The organism is Stenotrophomonas sp. GD04024, assembly GCF_029837545.1.
In the GTDB taxonomy this organism is placed as follows: domain Bacteria; phylum Pseudomonadota; class Gammaproteobacteria; order Xanthomonadales; family Xanthomonadaceae; genus Stenotrophomonas; species Stenotrophomonas forensis.
Window position 1 is genome coordinate 23,069 of sequence record NZ_JAOEDV010000025.1, and the last position, 18,905, is coordinate 41,973.

At 67.5% G+C, this 18,905-nt stretch carries 18 protein-coding genes; 3 read left to right on the forward strand and 15 right to left on the reverse strand.

Going from position 1 to position 18,905, the window contains the following annotated elements; genetic code table 11:
* Positions 1-15: 15 nt before the first annotated feature.
* The 5 genes from N7590_RS10485 to N7590_RS10505 all read right to left on the reverse strand — a co-directional run bounded on the left by N7590_RS10485 (position 16) and on the right by N7590_RS10505 (position 6,065).
* Positions 16-1,986, reverse strand: coding sequence for a MacB family efflux pump subunit (locus N7590_RS10485; RefSeq protein WP_164241872.1), 1,971 nt, complete (start codon positions 1,984-1,986; stop codon positions 16-18).
* A complete protein-coding gene (locus N7590_RS10490) occupies positions 1,983-3,173 on the reverse strand; it encodes an efflux RND transporter periplasmic adaptor subunit (protein ID WP_279935458.1) in 1,191 nt (396 codons plus the stop codon). Before N7590_RS10490 ends, N7590_RS10485 begins: the two co-directional genes overlap by 4 nt.
* A gap of 126 nt (positions 3,174-3,299) precedes the next feature.
* A complete protein-coding gene (locus N7590_RS10495) occupies positions 3,300-3,941 on the reverse strand; it encodes a hypothetical protein (RefSeq protein ID WP_279935459.1) in 642 nt (213 codons plus the stop codon).
* Between the two features lie 100 nt (positions 3,942-4,041).
* Complete coding sequence (locus N7590_RS10500) at positions 4,042-5,391, reverse strand: HAMP domain-containing sensor histidine kinase (RefSeq protein ID WP_053450162.1); 1,350 nt, start codon at positions 5,389-5,391, stop codon at positions 4,042-4,044.
* Entirely contained in the window at positions 5,391-6,065 is a 675-nt protein-coding gene (locus N7590_RS10505; RefSeq protein ID WP_053510310.1) for a response regulator transcription factor, read from the reverse strand. The genes N7590_RS10500 and N7590_RS10505 overlap by 1 nt, the downstream gene beginning before the upstream one ends.
* Positions 6,066-6,261: 196 nt before the next feature.
* On the opposite strand from N7590_RS10505, the gene N7590_RS10510 reads away from it, so the two are divergent.
* Positions 6,262-6,543 carry a hypothetical protein gene (locus tag N7590_RS10510; protein ID WP_053450161.1) on the forward strand — a complete coding sequence of 94 codons (282 nt, stop codon included), beginning with the start codon at positions 6,262-6,264 and terminating at the stop codon, positions 6,541-6,543.
* 54 nt (positions 6,544-6,597) lie between these two features.
* On the opposite strand, the gene N7590_RS10515 is transcribed toward N7590_RS10510, so the two are convergent.
* Together N7590_RS10515 and N7590_RS10520 are read right to left on the reverse strand one after the other, a co-directional pair.
* Complete coding sequence (locus N7590_RS10515) at positions 6,598-8,739, reverse strand: TonB-dependent receptor (protein WP_279935464.1); 2,142 nt, start codon at positions 8,737-8,739, stop codon at positions 6,598-6,600.
* Positions 8,740-8,815: 76 nt separating this feature from the next.
* Positions 8,816-9,460 (reverse strand): TetR/AcrR family transcriptional regulator, encoded by a 645-nt coding sequence (locus N7590_RS10520; RefSeq protein WP_053510304.1) that lies wholly within the window; start codon positions 9,458-9,460, stop codon positions 8,816-8,818.
* A gap of 83 nt (positions 9,461-9,543) precedes the next feature.
* Here N7590_RS10520 and N7590_RS10525 point away from each other — a divergent pair, with 83 nt between their 5' ends.
* Positions 9,544-11,076, forward strand: a complete 1,533-nt coding sequence (locus N7590_RS10525; RefSeq protein WP_164241869.1) for an FAD-dependent monooxygenase — start codon at positions 9,544-9,546, stop codon at positions 11,074-11,076.
* Between the two features lie 45 nt (positions 11,077-11,121).
* Here the strand turns inward: N7590_RS10525 and N7590_RS10530 are convergent, their stop codons facing one another.
* The 7 genes from N7590_RS10530 to N7590_RS10560 form a co-directional block, all read right to left on the reverse strand.
* Positions 11,122-11,367 carry a hypothetical protein gene (locus N7590_RS10530; RefSeq protein ID WP_164241868.1) on the reverse strand — a complete coding sequence of 82 codons (246 nt, stop codon included), beginning with the start codon at positions 11,365-11,367 and terminating at the stop codon, positions 11,122-11,124.
* A 135-nt stretch (positions 11,368-11,502) separates the two neighbouring features.
* A complete protein-coding gene (locus N7590_RS10535; RefSeq protein WP_053510342.1) occupies positions 11,503-13,206 on the reverse strand; it encodes an ATP-binding protein in 1,704 nt (567 codons plus the stop codon).
* Between the two features lie 89 nt (positions 13,207-13,295).
* Positions 13,296-13,544 carry a hypothetical protein gene (locus N7590_RS10540; protein ID WP_049458780.1) on the reverse strand — a complete coding sequence of 83 codons (249 nt, stop codon included), beginning with the start codon at positions 13,542-13,544 and terminating at the stop codon, positions 13,296-13,298.
* Between the two features lie 139 nt (positions 13,545-13,683).
* Positions 13,684-13,953, reverse strand: coding sequence for a hypothetical protein (locus N7590_RS10545; RefSeq protein WP_049458653.1), 270 nt, complete (start codon positions 13,951-13,953; stop codon positions 13,684-13,686).
* Between the two features lie 100 nt (positions 13,954-14,053).
* Positions 14,054-14,572 (reverse strand): hypothetical protein, encoded by a 519-nt coding sequence (locus N7590_RS10550; protein WP_164241867.1) that lies wholly within the window; start codon positions 14,570-14,572, stop codon positions 14,054-14,056.
* 183 nt (positions 14,573-14,755) lie between these two features.
* Complete coding sequence (locus tag N7590_RS10555) at positions 14,756-15,232, reverse strand: hypothetical protein (protein ID WP_053510300.1); 477 nt, start codon at positions 15,230-15,232, stop codon at positions 14,756-14,758.
* Between the two features lie 92 nt (positions 15,233-15,324).
* The gene (locus N7590_RS10560; protein WP_164241866.1) at positions 15,325-16,563 is read right to left on the reverse strand and encodes an NADH:flavin oxidoreductase/NADH oxidase family protein; all 1,239 of its coding nucleotides are present in this window, start codon (positions 16,561-16,563) and stop codon (positions 15,325-15,327) included.
* 89 nt (positions 16,564-16,652) lie between these two features.
* Here N7590_RS10560 and N7590_RS10565 point away from each other — a divergent pair, with 89 nt between their 5' ends.
* Entirely contained in the window at positions 16,653-17,132 is a 480-nt protein-coding gene (locus tag N7590_RS10565; protein WP_164241865.1) for a MerR family transcriptional regulator, read from the forward strand.
* Positions 17,133-17,148: 16 nt separating this feature from the next.
* Here N7590_RS10565 and N7590_RS10570 read toward each other — a convergent pair whose 3' ends face one another.
* A complete protein-coding gene (locus N7590_RS10570) occupies positions 17,149-18,360 on the reverse strand; it encodes an MFS transporter (protein WP_164241864.1) in 1,212 nt (403 codons plus the stop codon).
* Between the last annotated feature and the right edge of the window lie 545 nt (positions 18,361-18,905).

An 18,905-nucleotide genomic window follows, 5' to 3' on the forward strand; every position in this document is an offset into this window, starting at 1 on the left:
TGGAATGCGCGTTGTTCAGCGCACCAGCGCCTCCACCGGGTCCAGCTGCGCCGCGCGGCGGGCCGGCAGGAAGCCGAAACCAATGCCGATCAGGCTGCTGCAGGCAAACGCGGCCAGGATCGAAGTGCTCGAGAACACCAGCGAGAAGCCGATATCAGCCAGTGCCAGCACGGCCCCCAGCGCCAGCGCCACGCTGATACCCAGCACGCCACCGAGCAGGCAGACCAGCACCGATTCGATCAGGAACTGCTGCAGGATGTCGCTGCGGCGCGCGCCCACCGCCATGCGCACGCCGATCTCGCGGGTGCGTTCGGTCACCGACACCAGCATGATGTTCATCACCCCGATGCCGCCCACCACCAACGCGATGGCGGCAATGGAGCTGATCATCAGTGTGAGGATGCGGGTGGTCTGCTCGATCGACGTGCGGATCTGCGCGTTGTTGCTCATGTAGAAATCGCGCCGCCCATGCCGGCGCTCCAGCAGCCGGCCGATGGAAGCCTCCGCCGCCTGCATGCCCACCGTGTCGGACACGCGCACGGTGATGCTGGACACATGGCTCTGCCCCAGCATGCGCGCCATGGCGGTGGTGTAGGGCACCCAGACCTGCAGCAGCGAGGCATCGCCCACGGCGCCGGCCTCCTTCTTCACCACGCCCACCACCCGCACCGGAACGTTGCCCAGCATCAGGGTCTGGCCGATCGGGTCTTCCTGTGCGGCGAAGAACCGTGCCCGTGTATTGGCGTCGATCACTACCACCTGCTGGTAGCCGGCGATGGCGGGCTGGGCAAAGAAGCGGCCTTGCCCGAGCTTCAGGCCGTGCACGCGGAAATACTGCTCACTCACGCCCTGCATGTGCACGTTGGCCGAGCGGTTGCCGCGCTGGGCGGTGCCACTGCTGGCGACGCCGGGCGTGGCGCTGTCCACGAACGGTTGCGCGGCCAGTGCCGTGCTGTCGCCGGGCGTCAGGGTTTCCACCTGTGCGGCGTGCACATCGCCGAAGCCGGAGCCCGGGTAGACCTCGATGGTGGTGGTGCCCAGCGAGGCGATGTTGGACAGGATGGCCTGGCGTGCGCCGGTGCCCAGGGCGACCACCGATACCACCGAGGCGATGCCGATGATGATGCCGAGCATGGTCAGGAAGGTGCGCATGCGGTGCGCGTTCATTGCGCGCAGGGCCATGCGGAAGGCTTCACCGAAGCGGTCGCGCAGCGCCTGCCAGCCGCTGCCTTCGCTGCGCACCTGCAGGGTGGCTGGGTTGCTGGAGGCCGCCGCTGTCGCGGCAGCGGTAGGGCGATCATCGACGATGCGCCCGTCGCGGATCTCGATGATGCGTTGCGCATGCTCGGCCACGGCCATGTCATGGGTGACCAGCACCACGGTGTGGCCTTCGGCGTGCAGCTCGCCCAGGATCTTCATCACTTCCTTGCCGGACTGGGTGTCCAGTGCGCCGGTCGGCTCATCGGCGAAGATCACCGCGCCGCCGTTCATCAGTGCACGCGCGATGGACACGCGCTGCTGCTGCCCGCCGGACAGCTCGCCGGGCAGGTGCTGCATGCGTTCGCCCAGGCCCAGCCGCTGCAACAGCGCCTGGGCGCGGGCATGGCGGTCGGCGCTGGGTTGGCCGGCATAGATGGCCGGCACTTCCACGTTGCCCAGCGCGGTCAGGTCGGTCAGCAGGTGGTAGCGCTGGAAGATGAAGCCGAAGTGCTCGCGGCGTAGCTCGGCCAGTTCGTCCGGCGACATCTGCGCAGTCTCGCGACCGGCAATCTGATACGCGCCGGCCGAGGGCCGGTCCAGGCAGCCCAGGATGTTCATCAGGGTGGATTTGCCCGAGCCGGACTGGCCGACGATGGCCACCAGTTCACCCGCGCGGATGTCCAGGTCGATGCCATCGAGCACGACCAGGGTCTGTTCGCCAGCGGCGAATTCACGGCGGATGTCGCGCACGCGCAGCAGCGGTGTGTCCTTCTCTGCGCCGGTCATGGCTGTGCGGCGGCGGTGGCGGTGGCATCGCCGGCCTGGGCCAGGACCACCTGCTCGCCTTCCTGCAGGCCACTGCGCACTTCCACGTTGATCTGGTCGTCCAGTCCGGTGGTGATGCGCCGCGGGGCAGGGTGGCCATCCGCGCCGCGGACCTGCACGTTGTAGCTGCCATCGGTGGCGCGCGCACCCAGCGCGGCCGAGGGAATGGTCAGCACGCCCTTGGCACGCCCCAGCACGATGCGCACCTGCGCGGTCATGTAGCTGCGCAGGCGGCCATCGGCGTTGTCCACGTCGAACTGGCCGTTGTAGTACATGGCGGTGCGGCTGGCACCCGCCGACGCCCCTGCCGGACTGAAGCCGGAGGTGTCTTCGTTGGTGATCGACTCCGGTGCCGGCGCGATGTCGCGCAGCGTGCTGCTGTAGCGTCGGCCGCTGTCGCCCAGGATGGTGAAGAACGCCTCCTGTCCCAGCGCGGTGTGCACCACGTCCGCCTCGGAGATTTCGGCGTAGACGGTCATCACGTCCTGGTTGCCGAGCATCACGATGGTCGGTGCGCTCTGTACCGCATTGACGGTCTGGCCCTGCCGCGCGACCACGGCCAGCACGGTGCCATCGGTGGGCGCGGTGATGCGCGTGTAGCCCAGGTTCGTCTGCGCCACATCCACATCGGTCTGCCGCTGCACCACTTCGCCATCGAGTGCGGCGATCTGCTCCCGCGTGGCATTGACCTTGGCCTTTGCCGCATCGTAGTCGGCGCGTGCGACCAGTTGCCTTGAAACCAGTGCCTGCTGGCGTTGAAGGGTCAGCTGGTACTGGCGCAGGTCGGTGGCCAGGGCATCACGGTTCGCGCGTGCGCTGCGCTGGGCGGCCTGCGCGCTCTGCAGCGCATTGCGCTGGGTGCGCGAGTCGATCTCGGCGATGAGGTCACCGGCCTTTACCTTGTCGCCCAGCTTCACATGCAGGGTTTCGATGCGGCCGGAGACCTGAGCGCCCACGCTCACCAGCCGCGAGGGCTTCAGCGTGCCGGTGGCTTCCACCACCTGTTCGATGTTGCCACGGGTGACCGGCGCCACCTGGAGGTGCGGCGGCGATGCGGGCCGCAGCCAGGCGAAAAGGAACAATGCTGTGCAGAGCAGTACGGCGGCAATGATGAGCACGCGGCGACGCTTGCGCGGTACGGCGCTCATCGGCTCAGCATCCAGAAAAGACAGGGCATCGTGGGTCCTCGCGACAGATGGGATGCACGCCGGCGGGCGTGGATGGTCGTCGAGTCTCGATGCGCTGGATTGCGTGAACCTTGCGGCGGTGCGGGCCTATCCGTGTACCGTACCGAGTGCGAGCAGGGCTACCGCAATGAACTGCAGCACGCTGCCGATAGCCAGCAGGACGTGGCGCAGGCGTTGCGATACGCGGCGCAGGCTGCAGAGCTGGCATATCGCGCCAGCCAGCAGCCAGGCTGACGTGATGACGGGCCTCGGACCTGTGGCACCGAGGACGATGACCGGCAAGGTAACGGCCAGCATCATGCCGGCGGCACGCGCGTCCAGCACCCGGGGGATCGAGGGAATCGGTCGGGATGCTGCCTCGCGCCACACTGCCAGCATATGCAGCCCCGCATGCAGGGTGACGAACAGCACGATGGCGGCGGCTGTTCCCGGCGCGTGGCGGAATGTTGCAGCCACCAGTGACATGCCCGGCAGCAGCAGGAACAGTGCGCCGGTCAGGCGTATCAGGGCTTCCACCCGCTCGGGTTCGGCAGGTATCCGCAGCCAGTGCGGCCAGTGCTTGCCGCCACGGCTGCGCCACGTTCGCGCGCGATGATTCCACGCTGCCGCGGTCAGGCCGGACGTACAGCCGGGGGGCGGAGTACGCGTGGTAGACGAAGAGGGATGCGCTCCCTGTGTCACATGCAGGCTTCCTGTCAGACCCGGACGCGGCATCATGAGCAATGCCACGCCTGCAGATGCTGTGCGGCGAACATTGCCGCAACCTTGCGCATCGGCCCTGGTCGCCACGCGTGGACAGCGGGCAGTCAGCCCCGCAGGTACGCTGCGCTCAGCGCTCCGGTGGCGGCGCGCTGCTGACGCCCGGATGCAGCGGGAACTCGACGCGGATCAATGCGCCGCCGCCGGGTGCATCCAGAATCGTGACGCGGCCGCCATGCCGGTCGATCACCTGCCGCACCAGATTCAACCCCAGCCCGGCACCGGTCTGGCGCGGGCGCAGGCGCTGGAAGGGCTCGAACACGCGCTCGCGCTGGTCGACCGGAATGCCGGGGCCGTCGTCCTCCACTTCCAGGCAGCTGCCCTGCACGCGCACGATGATGTGGCGCCCGCCATGCTCGGCTGCATTCAACACCAGATTGGAAAGCACGCGCTCTACCGCGCCGGCCTCGCCCAGCACCGGGAAGTTCGGTTCCACCGCGACGGCGACCGTCTTGTCGGACTGGATCAACAGCGGCGCCAGATCGGCCACGACCCGCTTGGCCACGCGGGCCAGGTTGAGCGAGTCCTTCGGTCCATCTTCTTCCATGCGGTGCAGGTCCAGAAGCTGTTCGGCCAGCGTCGCCAGCCGCGCGACTTCCACGGCCAGGCTGCGGGACGTGGCGTCGTCGGTGGCATCGATCTTGACCCGCAGGATCGCGATCGGCGTACGCAGCTCATGGGCGGCGGCGGCGATGAAGCGACGCTGCCGCTCGTGTCCCTCGTCCAGGCGGTCCAGCGCTTCGTTCACCGCCGTCACCAGTGGAGCGATCTCCACCGGTACGGCGGTCTCGGTCAGGCGGATGCCGCGACGGCTGGCGGAAATGTTGCGGGCCTCCTGCGCGATGCGTTCCACACCAGCCAGGGCGCGACGGACGATGATCGGGGTCAGGATGAGGGTGGCCAGGCCCAGTAGCAGGAAGATCGGCAGGGTGATGATGTGTGCGGCCAGCGCCATCTGCCAGGTCAGCGAATCGGTTTCGCCATGGGCCATGATGGTCAGCTTGCCGGCCGGGCCGCTGTGCTGGCGTATCGCCACCGCCAGGCCATCGCTGCGGTCGCGTCCGCGCAGGTCGCCATAGGGAATGCCGTCCAGGGCGCCGACCAGCGAGGCATAGGCGGGTGGAACATGGCCGAAGGTCACATGGTGGCCATGCTCATCCTCGGCGATGAACCACGCGCCGGGAACGATCTTCAGCAGCTCGGCCAGCTCAGGCGTGTGCTCCACATACAGTTCGCCCGTGCTGTCGCGGTGAACGGCCTCGGCGGCCACCGGGGCAAAGGTCTGGATGGTGTAGTAGCCGCCGCTGTCGGCACGCACCAGCACCATCAGCAGCGCAAAGAACGCCACCAGCAACGCAAGCAGCTGGTAGATCAGCGTTTTGACGATCAGCGGGCGCTTCAGGGAGGGGCGTCGCGCCATTACTTCGTTTCCCGCATCAGATAGCCGACACCGCGGATGGCATGGATTTCCACCCCGGCATCGGCGTCGGCCAATTTGCGCCGCAGGCGCGAGACATGCGAGTCGAGCGTGTTGGAATGGATGCCGTCGTCGAAGCCATACACCGCCATTTCGATGGACTCGCGCAGCACGGTGCGGCCCAGCCGGCGGGCGAGGGCGGCCAGCACCCGGATCTCGCGGCGCGGAAGCTCCAGTCGCTGCCCACCTACCGTGGCCTCGCCCGAGGCGGGGTCGAACAGCAGCCGGCCGATACTCACCGGCTCTACCTGCATGCCGCCCGGCCGGCGCCCGGCTGCCCGGATCCGCGCGAACAGTTCCTCCAGCGCGAAGGGCTTGGCCAGGTAGTCGTCGGCCCCTTCATCCAGGCCGGCGATGCGGTCCGGCAACTGTCCCAGCGCACTGAGCACGATGATCGGTACCCCGGGGTTGTGCCCGCGCAGGACCTGAATCAGGCCCAGCCCGTCACCATCGGGCAGGGTGCGGTCCAGCAGCACCAGATCGTGCGACCCGGAAAGCGCCGCTTCGCGGGCCAGTGCCAGGGTGTTGGCCAGGTCCACCACGTAGCGTTCGCGCTGCAGGGCGGACTTCAGGGTGGCAGCCAGTTCGGCTTCGTCTTCGATCAGCAGGATGTGCATCGGCGGGAATCGGGCGGGAAGGGGGCGCAGCGTGACTTCGGCAGGCGCCGGCACCGTATTACAGGAACATTGCGTGAACATGGCGTGGCACCGCAGCAGGAACCCCGCAGTGGTGAGGCCATCTGGCGCAAGGTTGGCGCAATCCGGGCACTCCAGCCTTGGCGCCCGTCTGCTGATCCCCAACCCTGGAGTGCCCATGAAGTTGTACGTTCCGCTGTTGTTCGTTGCCGCGCTGGGCGGCTGTACCACCGCCAGGATGACCGTCACCCCCGATGGCCGCCGTGGCGTGTCCATCGACTGCAGCGGCTCCAGTTCCTGGAGTGGCTGCTACGAGAAGGCCGGGCAGATGTGCCCGGGGGGCTATGTTGTCTTCAGCAAGGACGGCGACGAAGGAAACGCCATCGCGGTGGGCAACAGGAACGGCTTCACCTCCACCCAGATGGCCACCCGCTCGATGCTGGTGTCCTGCTCGCACTGACGCTGGCAGGGGAAGTGGGTTGCCACTTCCCCCGCTGCTCCCTGCAGCACGGCCTCAGAAGCTGTAGGCCGCCTGCACATACACCCGCCGCGGTTCACCCGGGAAATGCCCGTTGCGTTCGATGAAGCCGCTGGCGGCGTACACCTTGTCGAACAGGTTCTTGACGTTGGCCTGGAACTGCCACTGCTTCCACGTGGTCTTCCAGCTCACATCGAACACGGTGTAGGCCTTCACCGTCTGTCCGTCGAGGCTGACGCGTTCTCCGACATGATCCACGCCGAAGCCAATCGCTGAGTTGATCGAGGGCAGGTCATAGCGCGTCCACAGGCCCACTTTGTTGCGTGGTGCGTTGGCGAAGCGGTCGCCCGAGGCATTGGTGATGCCGCCCGGTCCGGCATCCTTCACCCGCGCGTCGTTGTAGGCGTACGTCAGGTTCAGCACCCAGCGTTCGGTCACATCGGCCAGCAGGTCCAGCTCCATGCCGGTGCTGCGCACCAGGCCCAGCGCAGCCAGCTGGTTGACGCCGTTCTGTACTTCGCCGGTAGCCTGCACGATGTTGCTGCGGTCGATGCGGTAGGCCGCCATGTTCAAGGTCACGCGGTTGGCCAGCAGGGATTTCAGGCCCACTTCCCACTGCTTGCTGCGCTCGGCGTCGAATGGCCCGCCCGCCGCCGGGTTCTGGTTCGCTGCGCTCTGCGGCACGAAGCCACTGGCCACGTTGGCGTACACGTTCAGGCCCTCGCGCACGCTGAAGGTGCTGCCCAGCCGCCAGCTGAGATCGTTGCCCTCCACGCTGCCGCCTCCCAGGCGGTCCTCATCCCTGAAGCCGTCCCAGCGCAGCCCGGCCAGCACGTGCCAGCGCGGGCCCAGCGCCAGTTCATCCTGCAGATAGCCGCCGTAGCGCTTGCTGCGCGTGGAGGTGCTGCGCCAGGGCAGGGCGGCCAGGTTGTAGTCATGCCAGGTGCTGGCGCCATAGACCGGGTTGAACAGATCGATGCCGCGCACCGGGCCGGCGCCGCGTGCCAGGTCGGCGCTGTTGGCGGTCTGTGCAGTGAAGTCGGCGTCGAGCTGGTACACATCGGCGCCGAACAACATCTTGTGCTCGATGCGCCCGGTGTTGATCCGCCAGACCGCATTCGCGCTGGCGGTGAACGCCTCGTTGTCGCGGATCTGGTTGCGCAGCTGGCGCGTCATCCACTCGGCCACGCCATCGCGGTCACGGTCGATCAGCCCCATCGGCTCGTGGTACATCTGGTGCTCGTTGTTGCTGAACCAGCGTGCGGCAACGTCCACGTCAAGGGTGTCGCGTGGTGCGAAGCGGTACTGCACCAGTGCCACCTTGGCGCGCATGTCGAGGAAGTCGCTGGCCTCGTTGTGGTTCCAGCGGCGGTCGGTCAGGAAGGTCCCGGCATCGTTCACCGGCACACCGCGCAGGCGGTTGCCGCCCAGGTTCTGGGTGATGTCGGTGAACTGCAGCACCAGTTCGCCGGTCTGGCCGACATCGAAGGCCAGCGACGCATCGCCGATCACGCTTTCGCTGTCGGCGTTCCAGCGCACGCCCTGTTCGCTGTCGGCATACAGGCCTGCGCGATAGCGAACGCTGCCGGTGGCATTCAACGGCCCGGTGCCTTCGATCGAGCCCGCACGGAAATCCTTGTCGCCCACCTGCAGCTCGATGCGGCGCTCGGCACGAGCCTTCGGCTTGCGCGTCACATAGTTGATGACGCCGCCGGCATCGCCGCCGCCGTACAGCGCACCGGCAGGGCCCTTCAATACCTCCACGCGCTCGATGTTGAACAGCTGCGGTACCGAGAAACCTGCATAGGGATCGCCACGCAGGCCGTCGTACAGCACGTTCTCCTGGCGGAAGCCGCGCAGGGTCACGCCGGCATAGCTGAAGAAGCTGATGCCGCTGATGCTGCGGTACAGGTCGGTCACCTGGCGCGCGGCCTGGTCGTCGATCAGCTCGCGCGGGATCACCTGGATCGACTGCGGGACCAGCTCCAGCGGGGTGTCGGTACGAGTACCAACGGCCGCATCGGTGGCGCGGTAGAGGGTCTGCGCACGGCCGCGGACTTCGACCTTGTCCAGGTCCCTGGGGGCGTCTGCCGGGGTCTCGGCGGCCAGTGCGAAGGAGGTCAGGGAAAGGCCCAGCGCAAGGCACAGGGCGCGCGGCAGAGGAGCGGAAAGGGGCATGGGGGCGAGGTGGGGGTGGCTGCAAATGAGAAAGATTAGCATTTGCAACACTTCGTGACCTATCCCCCCGAATGCGCTATGGACGCAGGGCCGGGTCTGTATACGGGGTGCCTGCCAGGGCCACCAGCACCCCGGTGGCGCCACGCACGATCAGCTGCAGCATGGCCTCGCGCGGGTCTTCACCGTGCCGCTGGCTGGCCAGGCCCTTCTCGTAGGCCGCCACCATTGACGCCATCAGCATGCCCGCGCCCAGCCTCGCCTCGGCATCGTCGACGGGTCGGCCGGCAGCATCGGCCATCAGCTGCGCGAGGTCGTTTGTCAGTTGCGCCTGCAGCCTGCGCGCGTGCGCGACAAGCACGGGACTGTCGGCCACGGTCGCCCAGAACGCCGCTGCACCGGCGTTGATCCGCAGCAGCGGATGGCCGCTGTCCAGCAGTTGCCGTACCAGCGACTGGAAGGCGCCCAGCGGGGCCATGTCGTTGCGGGCCAGCATGCCGTCGCGCAGCAAAGCGCGCGCCTCCTCGTCGCGGTCGAAGACCAGGTCTTCCTTGCTGGCGAAGTAGTTGAAGACCGTCTTGCGCGAGACCCCGGCGGCCTCGGCGATCTCGGACATCGACACCGCCTCGAAGCCGCGCCGGATGATCAGCTCGGTGGCGACGTCTGAAATCGCTTGTCGGGTCTCGGCCTTGCGCTGCTCGCGGCGGCCCGGAGGTGGGGTCATCGGAGGTTCACTTGTGGAAACGTACACCGAGTGTAACATTCTGATCGCCAGAGCGCCGGCCCGGTGCTCACGAGGAAGTCCCAATGCTGTACGACGTCGTCATCGCCGGTGCGGGCCCGGTTGGCCTGTTCCTGTCCTGCGAACTGGCCCTGGCGGGCTGTTCGGTGCGGGTGCTGGAACAGGCCGAGTCCCCTGGATCATCCCTGAAACGCTTGCCGCTGGGCCTGCGCGGCTTGAACGCCCCCACCCTGGAGGCGCTGGATCGGCGCGGCCTGCTGGACGCGGTTGCCGCGTCCCAGGTGCTGAAGCCGGACAAGGGCGCTCCCCCGCCCGGCACGGCGCACTGGCTGGCGCAACCGCGGCCGTTGGGGGGCCACTTCGCCGGCATTCCGTTCGCGCTGGACAACGTGGACAGCGGGCGCTGGAACTGGCGGCTGCCAACGCCGGTCGGCACGCAGATGGCGATCGAGCTGCAGGCGCTGGAAGCGGTATTGACCGAGCGCGCAGTCGGGCTGGGCGTGCACATCGATCGCGGCTGCGCGGTACAGGCGGTGCAGGTGGAGGAGGATCAGGTCGCTGTGCAGACGACCGCACACGGCACCGTCCACGGCCGCTGGCTGGTCGGCTGCGACGGCGCCCGCAGCACGGTGCGCAAGCAATCGGGTTTCAGCTTCGAAGGAACCGATCCGGAGTTCACCGGCCACTCCCTGCTCGTCGAGCTGGAAGATCCTTCGATGCTCACGCCGGGCCGCCAGTACACGCCGCACGGCATGTGCAATTTCAATCCCCCCGGTGTGCTGGCACTGGCTGATTTCGATGGCGGCGCCGGCCATCGCACGCCGCTGGACCTGCCGTCGGCGCAAGCGCTGCTGCGGCGCGTGTCCGGTCGCAATGCAACGATCACCGCGCTGCACCTGGCCACCACCTGGACCGACGCCGCGCGCCAGGCCAGCGCCTACCGCAACGGTCGCGTGCTGCTGGCCGGTGATGCCGCACACATGCATTCACCGTTGGGTGGGCAGGGGCTGAACCTGGGCATCGGCGATGCAATGAACCTGGGCTGGAAGCTGGCGGCGGTGGTGCGTGGTGTCGCCGGCGAGGCCCTGCTGGACAGCTATCAGGCCGAGCGGCATCCGATCGGCGCGAAGGTGCTGGACTGGTCGCGCGCGCAGGTGGCGTTGATGCGACCCGGCGCCGGGTCACGCGCATTGGCGGCGGTGATGGCCGATCTGGCCGACACCCGCGATGGCGCGACCTATCTGGCCGAGCGGGTCTGGGGAGTGGCGCAGCAGCTGGCGCTGGGCGATGGGCACCCGCTGGTCGGTCGCAGCGTGCCGGACTTCGTGCTGGCCGACGGCCGTCGCACCGGCGAGCTGCTGAGGGCCGGGCAGGGGGCGCTGCTCGTGTTCGATGTAGAATCGTTGCCGTGCAACATCATGGGCGATGCACCACCGCACCCTGTCTGCATGGGATCGGTGCCGGATGAGGCGACGGGCCTGGGCGCGGTTATGGTGCGCCCCGATGGCATCGTCGCCTGGGCCTGCGATGCGGGCGCCGACCCGACCGGATTGGCTCACGCGCTGCAGCGCTGGTTCGGGACGGCGGCCGTCCGCTGACCTGCACGATGGCGGCGCAGCCGATCCGGGCTGCGCCGGCTGCGCTTACAGTTCCTTTTTCTTGCCGCTCAGGTCCAGCGGCTTGTCGCTGCCCTTGCCCTCGCTCGACCAGACCTCCATGCCCTTGTTGCAGCGGCTTTCGCGAGCGGCGACGTCGGGCGGCAGGTCCTTGAGGTGCGGTGATTCCTGACAGGCCGGGTGCATCGCGTTGTCGTCATAGGTGGCACAGGCGCTGAGAGCGGACACGACGATCAAGGCAAGCGTGGCGCGGTACAGGGACGACGGGGTCATGGGGGTTCTCGGAGGGAATGCCGGACTGGCCCTGCGATTCAAATGCGTGACAGCGGGCGCGCGCAATCTACCCAAGCGCACTTGTTATGGTCTAACAAGTGCGCGATAGTCGGCGGTGGCTCGGCGCAGAAACCGCTACACCCGTACCGGCACTGGCGAACGTTGTCGCCCCGTCTCGGTCATCACCGCGGCCAGCTGCTTGAGCGAATAGGGTTTGCGCAGCAGGGTGAAGCCATGCCCCGGGTCGCGTGCCAGCAGTTCGCTGTAGCCGCTGGTCAGGATGATCGGCAGATCCGGAAACTGGCTGCGGACGTTACGCGCCAGGTCCAGCCCGTTGGTGCCGGGCATGACCACGTCGCTGAACATCACGTGGAAGCGCGCAGCGTCCTGTTCCAGCGCCGCCAGCGCTTCGTCCGCGTTGCGTGCCAGCACCACGTTGTAGTCAAGTTCGCGCAGTGCACCCACCGCGAACTCGGCCACATCGACGTTGTCTTCCACCACAAGCACGCACAGTCCGTGACCGTGGACCAGGCCCGGCTGCGGCTGCGCACGGACGATGCTGGCGCCCTCCTGTGCCAACGGAAGGTAGAGCGTGAAGCGCGTGCCGACACCCGCCTCGCTTCTCACATCCACCTCGCCTTCCGACTGCTTTACGAAGCCGAACACCTGGCTGAGCCCGAGGCCGGTGCCGGCGCCCACGCCCTTGGTGGTGAAGAACGGTTCGAAAATGCGATCGACGATCGCCGGATCGATGCCTGCACCGCTGTCGGTCACGCTGATGGCGGCGAACGCGCCCTTCATCGGCGCGGCGAAGCGGATCGATGGCACCGCGGTGACCTGTTCAACATCGATCATCACGCTGCCCTGGCCGTCGATCGCATCGCGTGCATTGACCGCGATGTTGATCAGGGCGGTGTCCAGCTGCGTGCGGTCCAGCAGTACCGGCAGCGGTGTGCCGGGCAGGTTCGCCGACATCGTGATGCGCGCACCGAGCACGGTGCTGATGATGTCCGACAGAGCCTGCACGCTCTCGCAGAGATCGAAGACTTCCGGTGACAGGCTCTGGCGGCGCGAGAATGCCAGCAGCTGCGCGGTGAGCCGGGTTGCCCGGTCCGAGGCGCTGCCGATGGCCTGGACGTAACGCAGGCGCGGATCGTCGCCAGGCCAGGTATGCAGCAGCATGTCCACCGAGCCGGTGATGACCTGCAGCAGGTTGTTGAAATCGTGGGCGACGCCGCCGGTGAGCTGGCCGATGGCCTCCAGCTTCTGCGACTGCCGCAGTTGCTCGCGTGCGCGTACCAGCTCCAGGTGCGCCTCGCGTGCCTGTTCGGTGATGGCGGCAACCTGGCGGCTGTGCATGTCGCGCTCGATCACCCGCTCGGTCTGTTCACTCACCACGCAGAAGATGCCGGCCACCGCGCCGCTGCCCATGCGCAGCGGTGAATAGGAGAACGTCCAGAACGTTTCCCGCAGCGTACCGTCGCGGTCCATCATCAGTGGCAGGTTGTTGAAGCTGCGATGGGTGCCGGCAAACGCATCATCAATGGCCTGCGACACGTCCTGCCAGACGTCTGCCCAGACGGTCTGCAGGCAGTTGCCCATCGCGCCGTGCAGCTTGTCACCCAGCATCGGCAGATAGGCGTCGTTGAAGAAGAACGCTTTTTCATCATGGCCCCACGCGATCCACAGCGGCTCGGGAGAGTCGAGGATCATCGCCAGCAGGGTGCGCAGTTCGGGAGGCGCACTCGCGGCGGCGGCGGAACGGGCCCAATCGCTGTCCTGCAGCAGCCGGTAGGCCAGCTGGTCGGGTGCGGAGACGGAGAGGGGAAAAGGATGCATGGCCGTCGACGCGGAAAGGTGCGGCAGCATAGCCGAGTGCATGTCAGCGCGTCCTGCACAGGCACGCGCGGCATCGGCACATCACATGCTCATACACCCAGCAGCGTGGGGAGCTGCCAATCGGCCACCCGTGCATGGCTGACCTGCTGGTGGCAACCGCAGCGTTCGCAGCGGAACAGGGCGCCCCCCGGCAGCTGCAGCAGGCTGTGTTCGCTGGCCGAAGTGGTTTCGGCGCAGTGCCGGCAGGTGATGGTCAGCGCAGTAATGCGCTCGACGCCGCCGGACAGGTTGAACACTGCCTCGAAGGCGCGGATGACGGGGTGGATCGAGTCGGGCATGGACATCTCGGCAGGGGCGCATGGCGTATCGTTGCCCAAAGGCAGTGACGGCGCGGTCAGCTGTGTGCATGCAGCGGGTCAAGCGGACGCGGCTGTTGCGGCGCCTCTCCCTGGTCGCCGCGATGGTCGGCGCGCCGCATCAGGCGACGCAGATCAGCAGCAGGCTGCACAGCACCAGCATCAGCACGAATACGCGCCGGCTCAGCGCCAGGCAGGCCAGGCACGCCGCCAGGGCCCACGCCGCCAGCAGAGTGCAGGCCAGCAGCCAAATGCCGATCACCAGCAGCGAGCCGCTCGCCAGCGCCGACAGGGCGATGGCCTTGAACAACCCCAGCGCCAGCACGCTGCCGAGCACGCCCGCCTGCAGGGCGATGGCATCGTGGCGGGTGGGGCGGGAGTGGGGGAGCATGGCCGTTCCGGTGCGGGAGACAACAGGGCGTTGTCCACACTCTGTCGAAAACGATATCCACGCAATGTGTTCATGGCGAGGGCTCGGACGTGCCCCCTGTTCATCGATAGCGCTTGTTGCCCCCCGAGGTGATGCAGTACTGCCCCCCGCGAGGGCCAGTACAGTTGTAGCGTGCCGAGCAGGGGCAGCTGTACGCACTGGACGAGGATGCGCGGGGCGCCGCCCTGGCGGGCGCAAGGCGCGCTCCGGCAGCGGCTGGCAGCGCGTGCGCGTTGCCGACGGACGGGGCTGATCGATTCCAGCAGCCTGCGCCACTGCACAGCAGACTGGCAGAGATCCAGTGCCCTGAATGACGGTCCGTATCGATGTTTGCCCACCCGCGATCGATCCGGTTGACGATGACGGCCGTACCGCGGCTGACTGTTTCACTGACGGTGCCTTCCGGTTGCAGGCGAACCAACGCGCTGGCCGTGTCCACATAACGGATATCACGCCCGGCCGACTGCGCGGGCGCCACAGCCAGCAGTTGGAGGATGAGCGCCAGCGCGAGCGATACTGTGATCCGGGTGCTGTTCCGGGTCAGAAGGCTCGGGCCTTCCGTGATGGTGGTGCGATCCATGCAATTCCCTTTGCGTGCAGCTGCGCTGCGTCACCTGACGTGTTAAATCGCACAGAACTATCGGTGACTCCGCATGGGCGGGCAACTACCTGACGGTGGAATTCGCAATTTTCCTACGCGTCGGCCGGCTTCCGCCGGATTGCATCCCGTGCGTCCGGTGCTGCACAGCGGCCCGCCAGGCGCTCAGTCGAACTCGCCCTCGGCCGATTCCAGTCGCTTCCGGTACGCCGCGCGATGCTGGTACAGGCGCTGGCATTCGCTCGACCGGTAGATGCGGCTTGCCGGTTCGTTGGCGACCGAATCGCACATCCGCGCGATGTGATTGCTGGCCGCCAGTTCGGTGACGAAGAACACCGCCGTGATGCCGGTGCCCAACAGCACGACGTACAGCAGGCGGCTGAGCCAGCGCGTGCGCTTGCGCTCGAAGTGCTGCTGGAGGGTCAGGTCGAAGCGGATGATGCTGAGCACGATCCAGATGATGGCGACCAGGAAGCACAGCGTGGGCAGCAGCCCGCGCCAGAGGCCGGCCTCGTACACCGTTTCGCTGTAATGGACCGCCGCCCCCGCACCGGCAATGGCAATCGCCAGTGCCCAGTTGCGGCCGAGCGAGAGCAGGTCATCGAGCAGTTTTTCGCGGTTCCTGGTCGGTGCGGCTGCCACGTGGGTTCCTTGTGCCTGCTGTGATCGGGAGCGGATTGCCGCCGATCACGCAGATGGTGGAGCATCGCCGCCGCGATGAGAAGCCTGCCTGTTCAGCGGCTGCCTGCGCGTGCGGCGATCCAGCGCCTGTAGCGACGGGTCCGGCACCTGCCCGCTGCCTGCGCCAGCAGCAGCGCCCACAGCGGTGAGACGCCGGGCGCGGTGGGGCGGCACCGGCTCAGCCGACCCAGCTGGTACTTCACCGCCGCCATGTGTGCGCTGGCCGCCAGCGGCTTGCTGCGCCAATCAATGATGCGCAGCATCGGCCCCGCGTCGTGCCCCTGCTGCCAGTGTTTGGGCAGGTCCGGTTCGATCGCCAGCGCGGTGGCGATGCCCACCATCGCAACACCGCTCTCCAGCACCTGCTCAGCCACCGCGTGGCGGCGGATACCGCCGGTGACCATCAGCGGCATCGTCGCCACTGTGGCGATCTCGCGTGCGAACTCGAGGAAATAGGCTTCGCGTGCGAGGCTGCGTTCATCGCGCGCGGCGCCGGTCATGGCCGGTGCTTCGTAGCTGCCACCGGACAGTTCGACCAGATCCACACCCAGCGGCGCCAGCATCTCCACCACCGCGCGCGCGTCCTCCGGCGAGAAGCCGCCACGCTGGAAGTCGGCGGAATTGAGCTTCACCGCCACCGCGAACGTGGGCGACACCGCAGCGCGCACCCCTTGCACGATCTCAAGCAACAGGCGCGCGCGGTTCTGCAGGCTGCCACCCCAACGGTCCTCGCGGCGGTTGGAGAGCGGTGACAGGAACTGGCTGAGCAGATAGCCGTGTGCGGCGTGGATCTCCACCCCGCTGAAGCCAGCGCGCTCGGCCAGCTCGGCACTGCGGATGAAGCGGGCGATCACCTCTTCGATGTCGGCCCCGGTCATCGCCCGCGGCGGTGCGAACTGGCTGGACAACGCCCCCATCTGCAGCGGCACCGCTGAAGGCGCCAGCGCCGGTTGGCCGAGCGCGGCCGGCATCTGCCGCCCGGGGTGGTTGATCTGCATCCACATCTGCACGCCGCGCGCGCGGGCCGTGTCCGCCCAGGCGATGAAGCGATCAAGATGGCGATCGTCTTCCAGCACCACACCGCCTGGTCCGGTCATGGCACGGCCATCGACCATCACATTGCCGGTGATGATCAGCCCGGCGCCGCCGTCGGCCCAGCGCTGATAAAGCTGCAACAGCGCAGGCGAGGGCGCGTGGTCGGCGTCGGCCATGTTTTCCTCCATCGCGGCCTTGGCGATGCGGTTGTGGATGACGGCGCCCGAAGGCAGGGCCAGCGGCGAGAACAGGGACATCGGACAGCTCCGGGACAGGGGAATAGCGCTACGCTAACCTTCAAGTTTGATTGAAGGTCAACCGATGCCGATGTCGAGGATTCAGGCCCATGAAGATCGGTGAACTGGCGCGGCGGACGGGACTGGCCGCGTCGCGCATCCGCTTCTACGAGGATGCCGGGCTGCTGGTGGTGCAGCGCCAGGCCAACGGCTACCGCGACTACCCGGAGCAGGCGGTACTGCTGCTGGAGCTGATCATCGGCGCGCAGCGCGCCGGCTTCAGCCTGGAAGAGATCCGTGCGCTGCTGCCGCCGGACATGGGCCAGTGGCAGCACGATGCGCTGATCACGATGCTGCGGCGGAAGGTGGCCGATATCGAGGCGCTGCAACTGCGCCTTGCGCAGAGCCGGGCGCACCTGCTGGCCTTGATCGAGGATATCCAGGCGCGGCCGGACGGCATTGATTGCGCGGCCAATTCACGGCGGGTACTGGACCGCGTACAGCGTGGCGAACTGGCACGGCCCACGCTGGCAGCCGGCGATGGTGCGTTGCTGCGACCGGGCCGCCGCCGCCGCAACGGCAGCGACTGACGACCCGGCGCGATGCTCAGTGGCTGCCGGCGACGGCGTGCTTGCGCTTCCTGTCCAGCATCACCGCCACACCCCACAGCAGCAGGCCGCCGAGGGCGGTGGCGGCGCCGACGTAGCCGGTGCTGGCCGGGCTGAAGCCGGCGCTGATCGCCATGCCGCCCAGCCAGGGGCCCAGGGCATTGGCGGTATTGAACGCGGCATGGTTGGAAGCGGCGGCAAGCGTCTGTGCTTCGCCGGCCACGTCCATCAGGCGGGTCTGCAGCACCGCCGCCAGCGCGCCCATGGTGCCGACAGTGATGATCATCGGGCCGATCGTCCACACCGACTGTGCCGCCAGCGGATACAGCAACAGCATCACGATCGACCACAGCAACACCACGGCGGCGGCCTTGAAGTGGAACTTGTCCACCAGCCAGCCACCGGCGATGTTGCCGATGATCGCGCCGATGCCGAACACGCCCACCGCCAGCGGCATCCACGATTCGGCCACGCCGGTGACCTGCACCAGGGTCGGTGCCAGGTAGGTGAACACACAGAACATACCGGCGAAACCGACCGCACCGATCGCCAGCGCCAGCCACACCTGGGTGGTGTTGAAGGCGCGCAGTTCGCGCATCGGCGAGGTACGCACCTCGTCCGGATCGGGCAGCAGGAAGCGCGCGATCATCACCACGGTGGCGATGGCCAGCAGGCTGACCAGGGCGAAGGCGGTGCGCCAGCTCAGCTGCTGGCCCAGCCAGGTGGTCAGCGGATTGCCGACCAGGATCGCGATCGACAGGCCGAGCAGCACGCGCGACATCGCCTGGCCACGCTGGCCGGCGGGGCTGATCGCCGCAGCCACCAGCATCGCCACGCCGAAGTAGGCGCCATGCGGCAGGCCGGCGACGAAGCGCGCCAGCAGCATGGTGGCGTAGTTCGGCGCCAGCGCGCTGGCCAGGTTGCCGACGGCATAGAAGCCCATCAGCGCCAACAACAGCTTGCGGCGCGGGAAACTGGCGCCGACGAACGCCAGGATCGGCGCACCGACCACCACGCCGATGGCGTAGGCGCTGATCAGGTGACCGACCTGGGTTTCAGAGATCGACAGGCCCCGGTTGATCTCCAGCATCAGGCCCATGCTGGCGAACTCGCTGGTGCCGATGGCGAAGCCGCCCAATGACAGGGCGAGAATGATCAGGGTGCGCTGACGGGGCGTCAGCCGCGCAGCCAGGGAAGAGTTGGGGCTCATGCGGGGGCGCGATGGGGACGGGGAGCCGCCCATTGTACTGCTGCACCGCAGCAGTGATCAGTGCCCATGGCCAAGAATCAGCGTTTGACCGGTGGTGCCCGGGTTGCATCGGTGCCATCTGTGCCTCCCCTTCGGCCAGCACCCCTCGCGTACGCTGAGCAGCGCCATCGACGTGTGTGCCGCGTCCACCGGCTACAGTCGGCGCGGATGGCGATGTCGGCGAGCTTTACGTTGAGGTCCAGTGGGTGCTGGCGGATGCGCGCCGATGCTGCCCAGACCATCGTCGGCTCCTGCGGATGAAAGATAAATTATCGCCCAATCGCGGTAGTGCCGAGGTTGACCCGCCGCAGGCGGCTGGGTAACGTGCGCGTGCCTGCAGCACGCAGGCGCCTGCCGAGTGTGGTTTTTCATGTTGGAGATTGCCGTCATCGGATAACCCTTCCCGTGTGTCTGCCGGGAGTGGTTATCGAATGCGTGTTCCCCTGGCCGGGTGCCGTTGGCAGCCCGTGTCGTCCGCATTTCCGATTACGCAGGATCTCTCTTCC

Bases quoted from the DNA above. Each gene is read 5' to 3' on its own strand.
- N7590_RS10570 (WP_164241864.1), bottom strand. From the start codon at position 18,360: ATGAGCCCCAACTCTTCCCTGGCTGCGCGGCTGACGCCCCGTCAGCGC.
- N7590_RS10490 (WP_279935458.1), bottom strand. From the start codon at position 3,173: ATGAGCGCCGTACCGCGCAAGCGTCGCCGCGTGCTCATCATTGCCGCC.
- N7590_RS10560 (WP_164241866.1), bottom strand. From the start codon at position 16,563: ATGTCCCTGTTCTCGCCGCTGGCCCTGCCTTCGGGCGCCGTCATCCAC.
- N7590_RS10550 (WP_164241867.1), bottom strand. From the start codon at position 14,572: ATGGATCGCACCACCATCACGGAAGGCCCGAGCCTTCTGACCCGGAAC.
- N7590_RS10510 (WP_053450161.1), top strand. From the start codon at position 6,262: ATGAAGTTGTACGTTCCGCTGTTGTTCGTTGCCGCGCTGGGCGGCTGT.
- N7590_RS10505 (WP_053510310.1), bottom strand. From the start codon at position 6,065: ATGCACATCCTGCTGATCGAAGACGAAGCCGAACTGGCTGCCACCCTG.
- N7590_RS10530 (WP_164241868.1), bottom strand. From the start codon at position 11,367: ATGACCCCGTCGTCCCTGTACCGCGCCACGCTTGCCTTGATCGTCGTG.
- N7590_RS10540 (WP_049458780.1), bottom strand. From the start codon at position 13,544: ATGCCCGACTCGATCCACCCCGTCATCCGCGCCTTCGAGGCAGTGTTC.
- N7590_RS10515 (WP_279935464.1), bottom strand. From the start codon at position 8,739: ATGCCCCTTTCCGCTCCTCTGCCGCGCGCCCTGTGCCTTGCGCTGGGC.
- N7590_RS10525 (WP_164241869.1), top strand. From the start codon at position 9,544: ATGCTGTACGACGTCGTCATCGCCGGTGCGGGCCCGGTTGGCCTGTTC.
- N7590_RS10565 (WP_164241865.1), top strand. From the start codon at position 16,653: ATGAAGATCGGTGAACTGGCGCGGCGGACGGGACTGGCCGCGTCGCGC.
- N7590_RS10535 (WP_053510342.1), bottom strand. From the start codon at position 13,206: ATGCATCCTTTTCCCCTCTCCGTCTCCGCACCCGACCAGCTGGCCTAC.
- N7590_RS10545 (WP_049458653.1), bottom strand. From the start codon at position 13,953: ATGCTCCCCCACTCCCGCCCCACCCGCCACGATGCCATCGCCCTGCAG.
- N7590_RS10520 (WP_053510304.1), bottom strand. From the start codon at position 9,460: ATGACCCCACCTCCGGGCCGCCGCGAGCAGCGCAAGGCCGAGACCCGA.
- N7590_RS10500 (WP_053450162.1), bottom strand. From the start codon at position 5,391: ATGGCGCGACGCCCCTCCCTGAAGCGCCCGCTGATCGTCAAAACGCTG.
- N7590_RS10485 (WP_164241872.1), bottom strand. From the start codon at position 1,986: ATGACCGGCGCAGAGAAGGACACACCGCTGCTGCGCGTGCGCGACATC.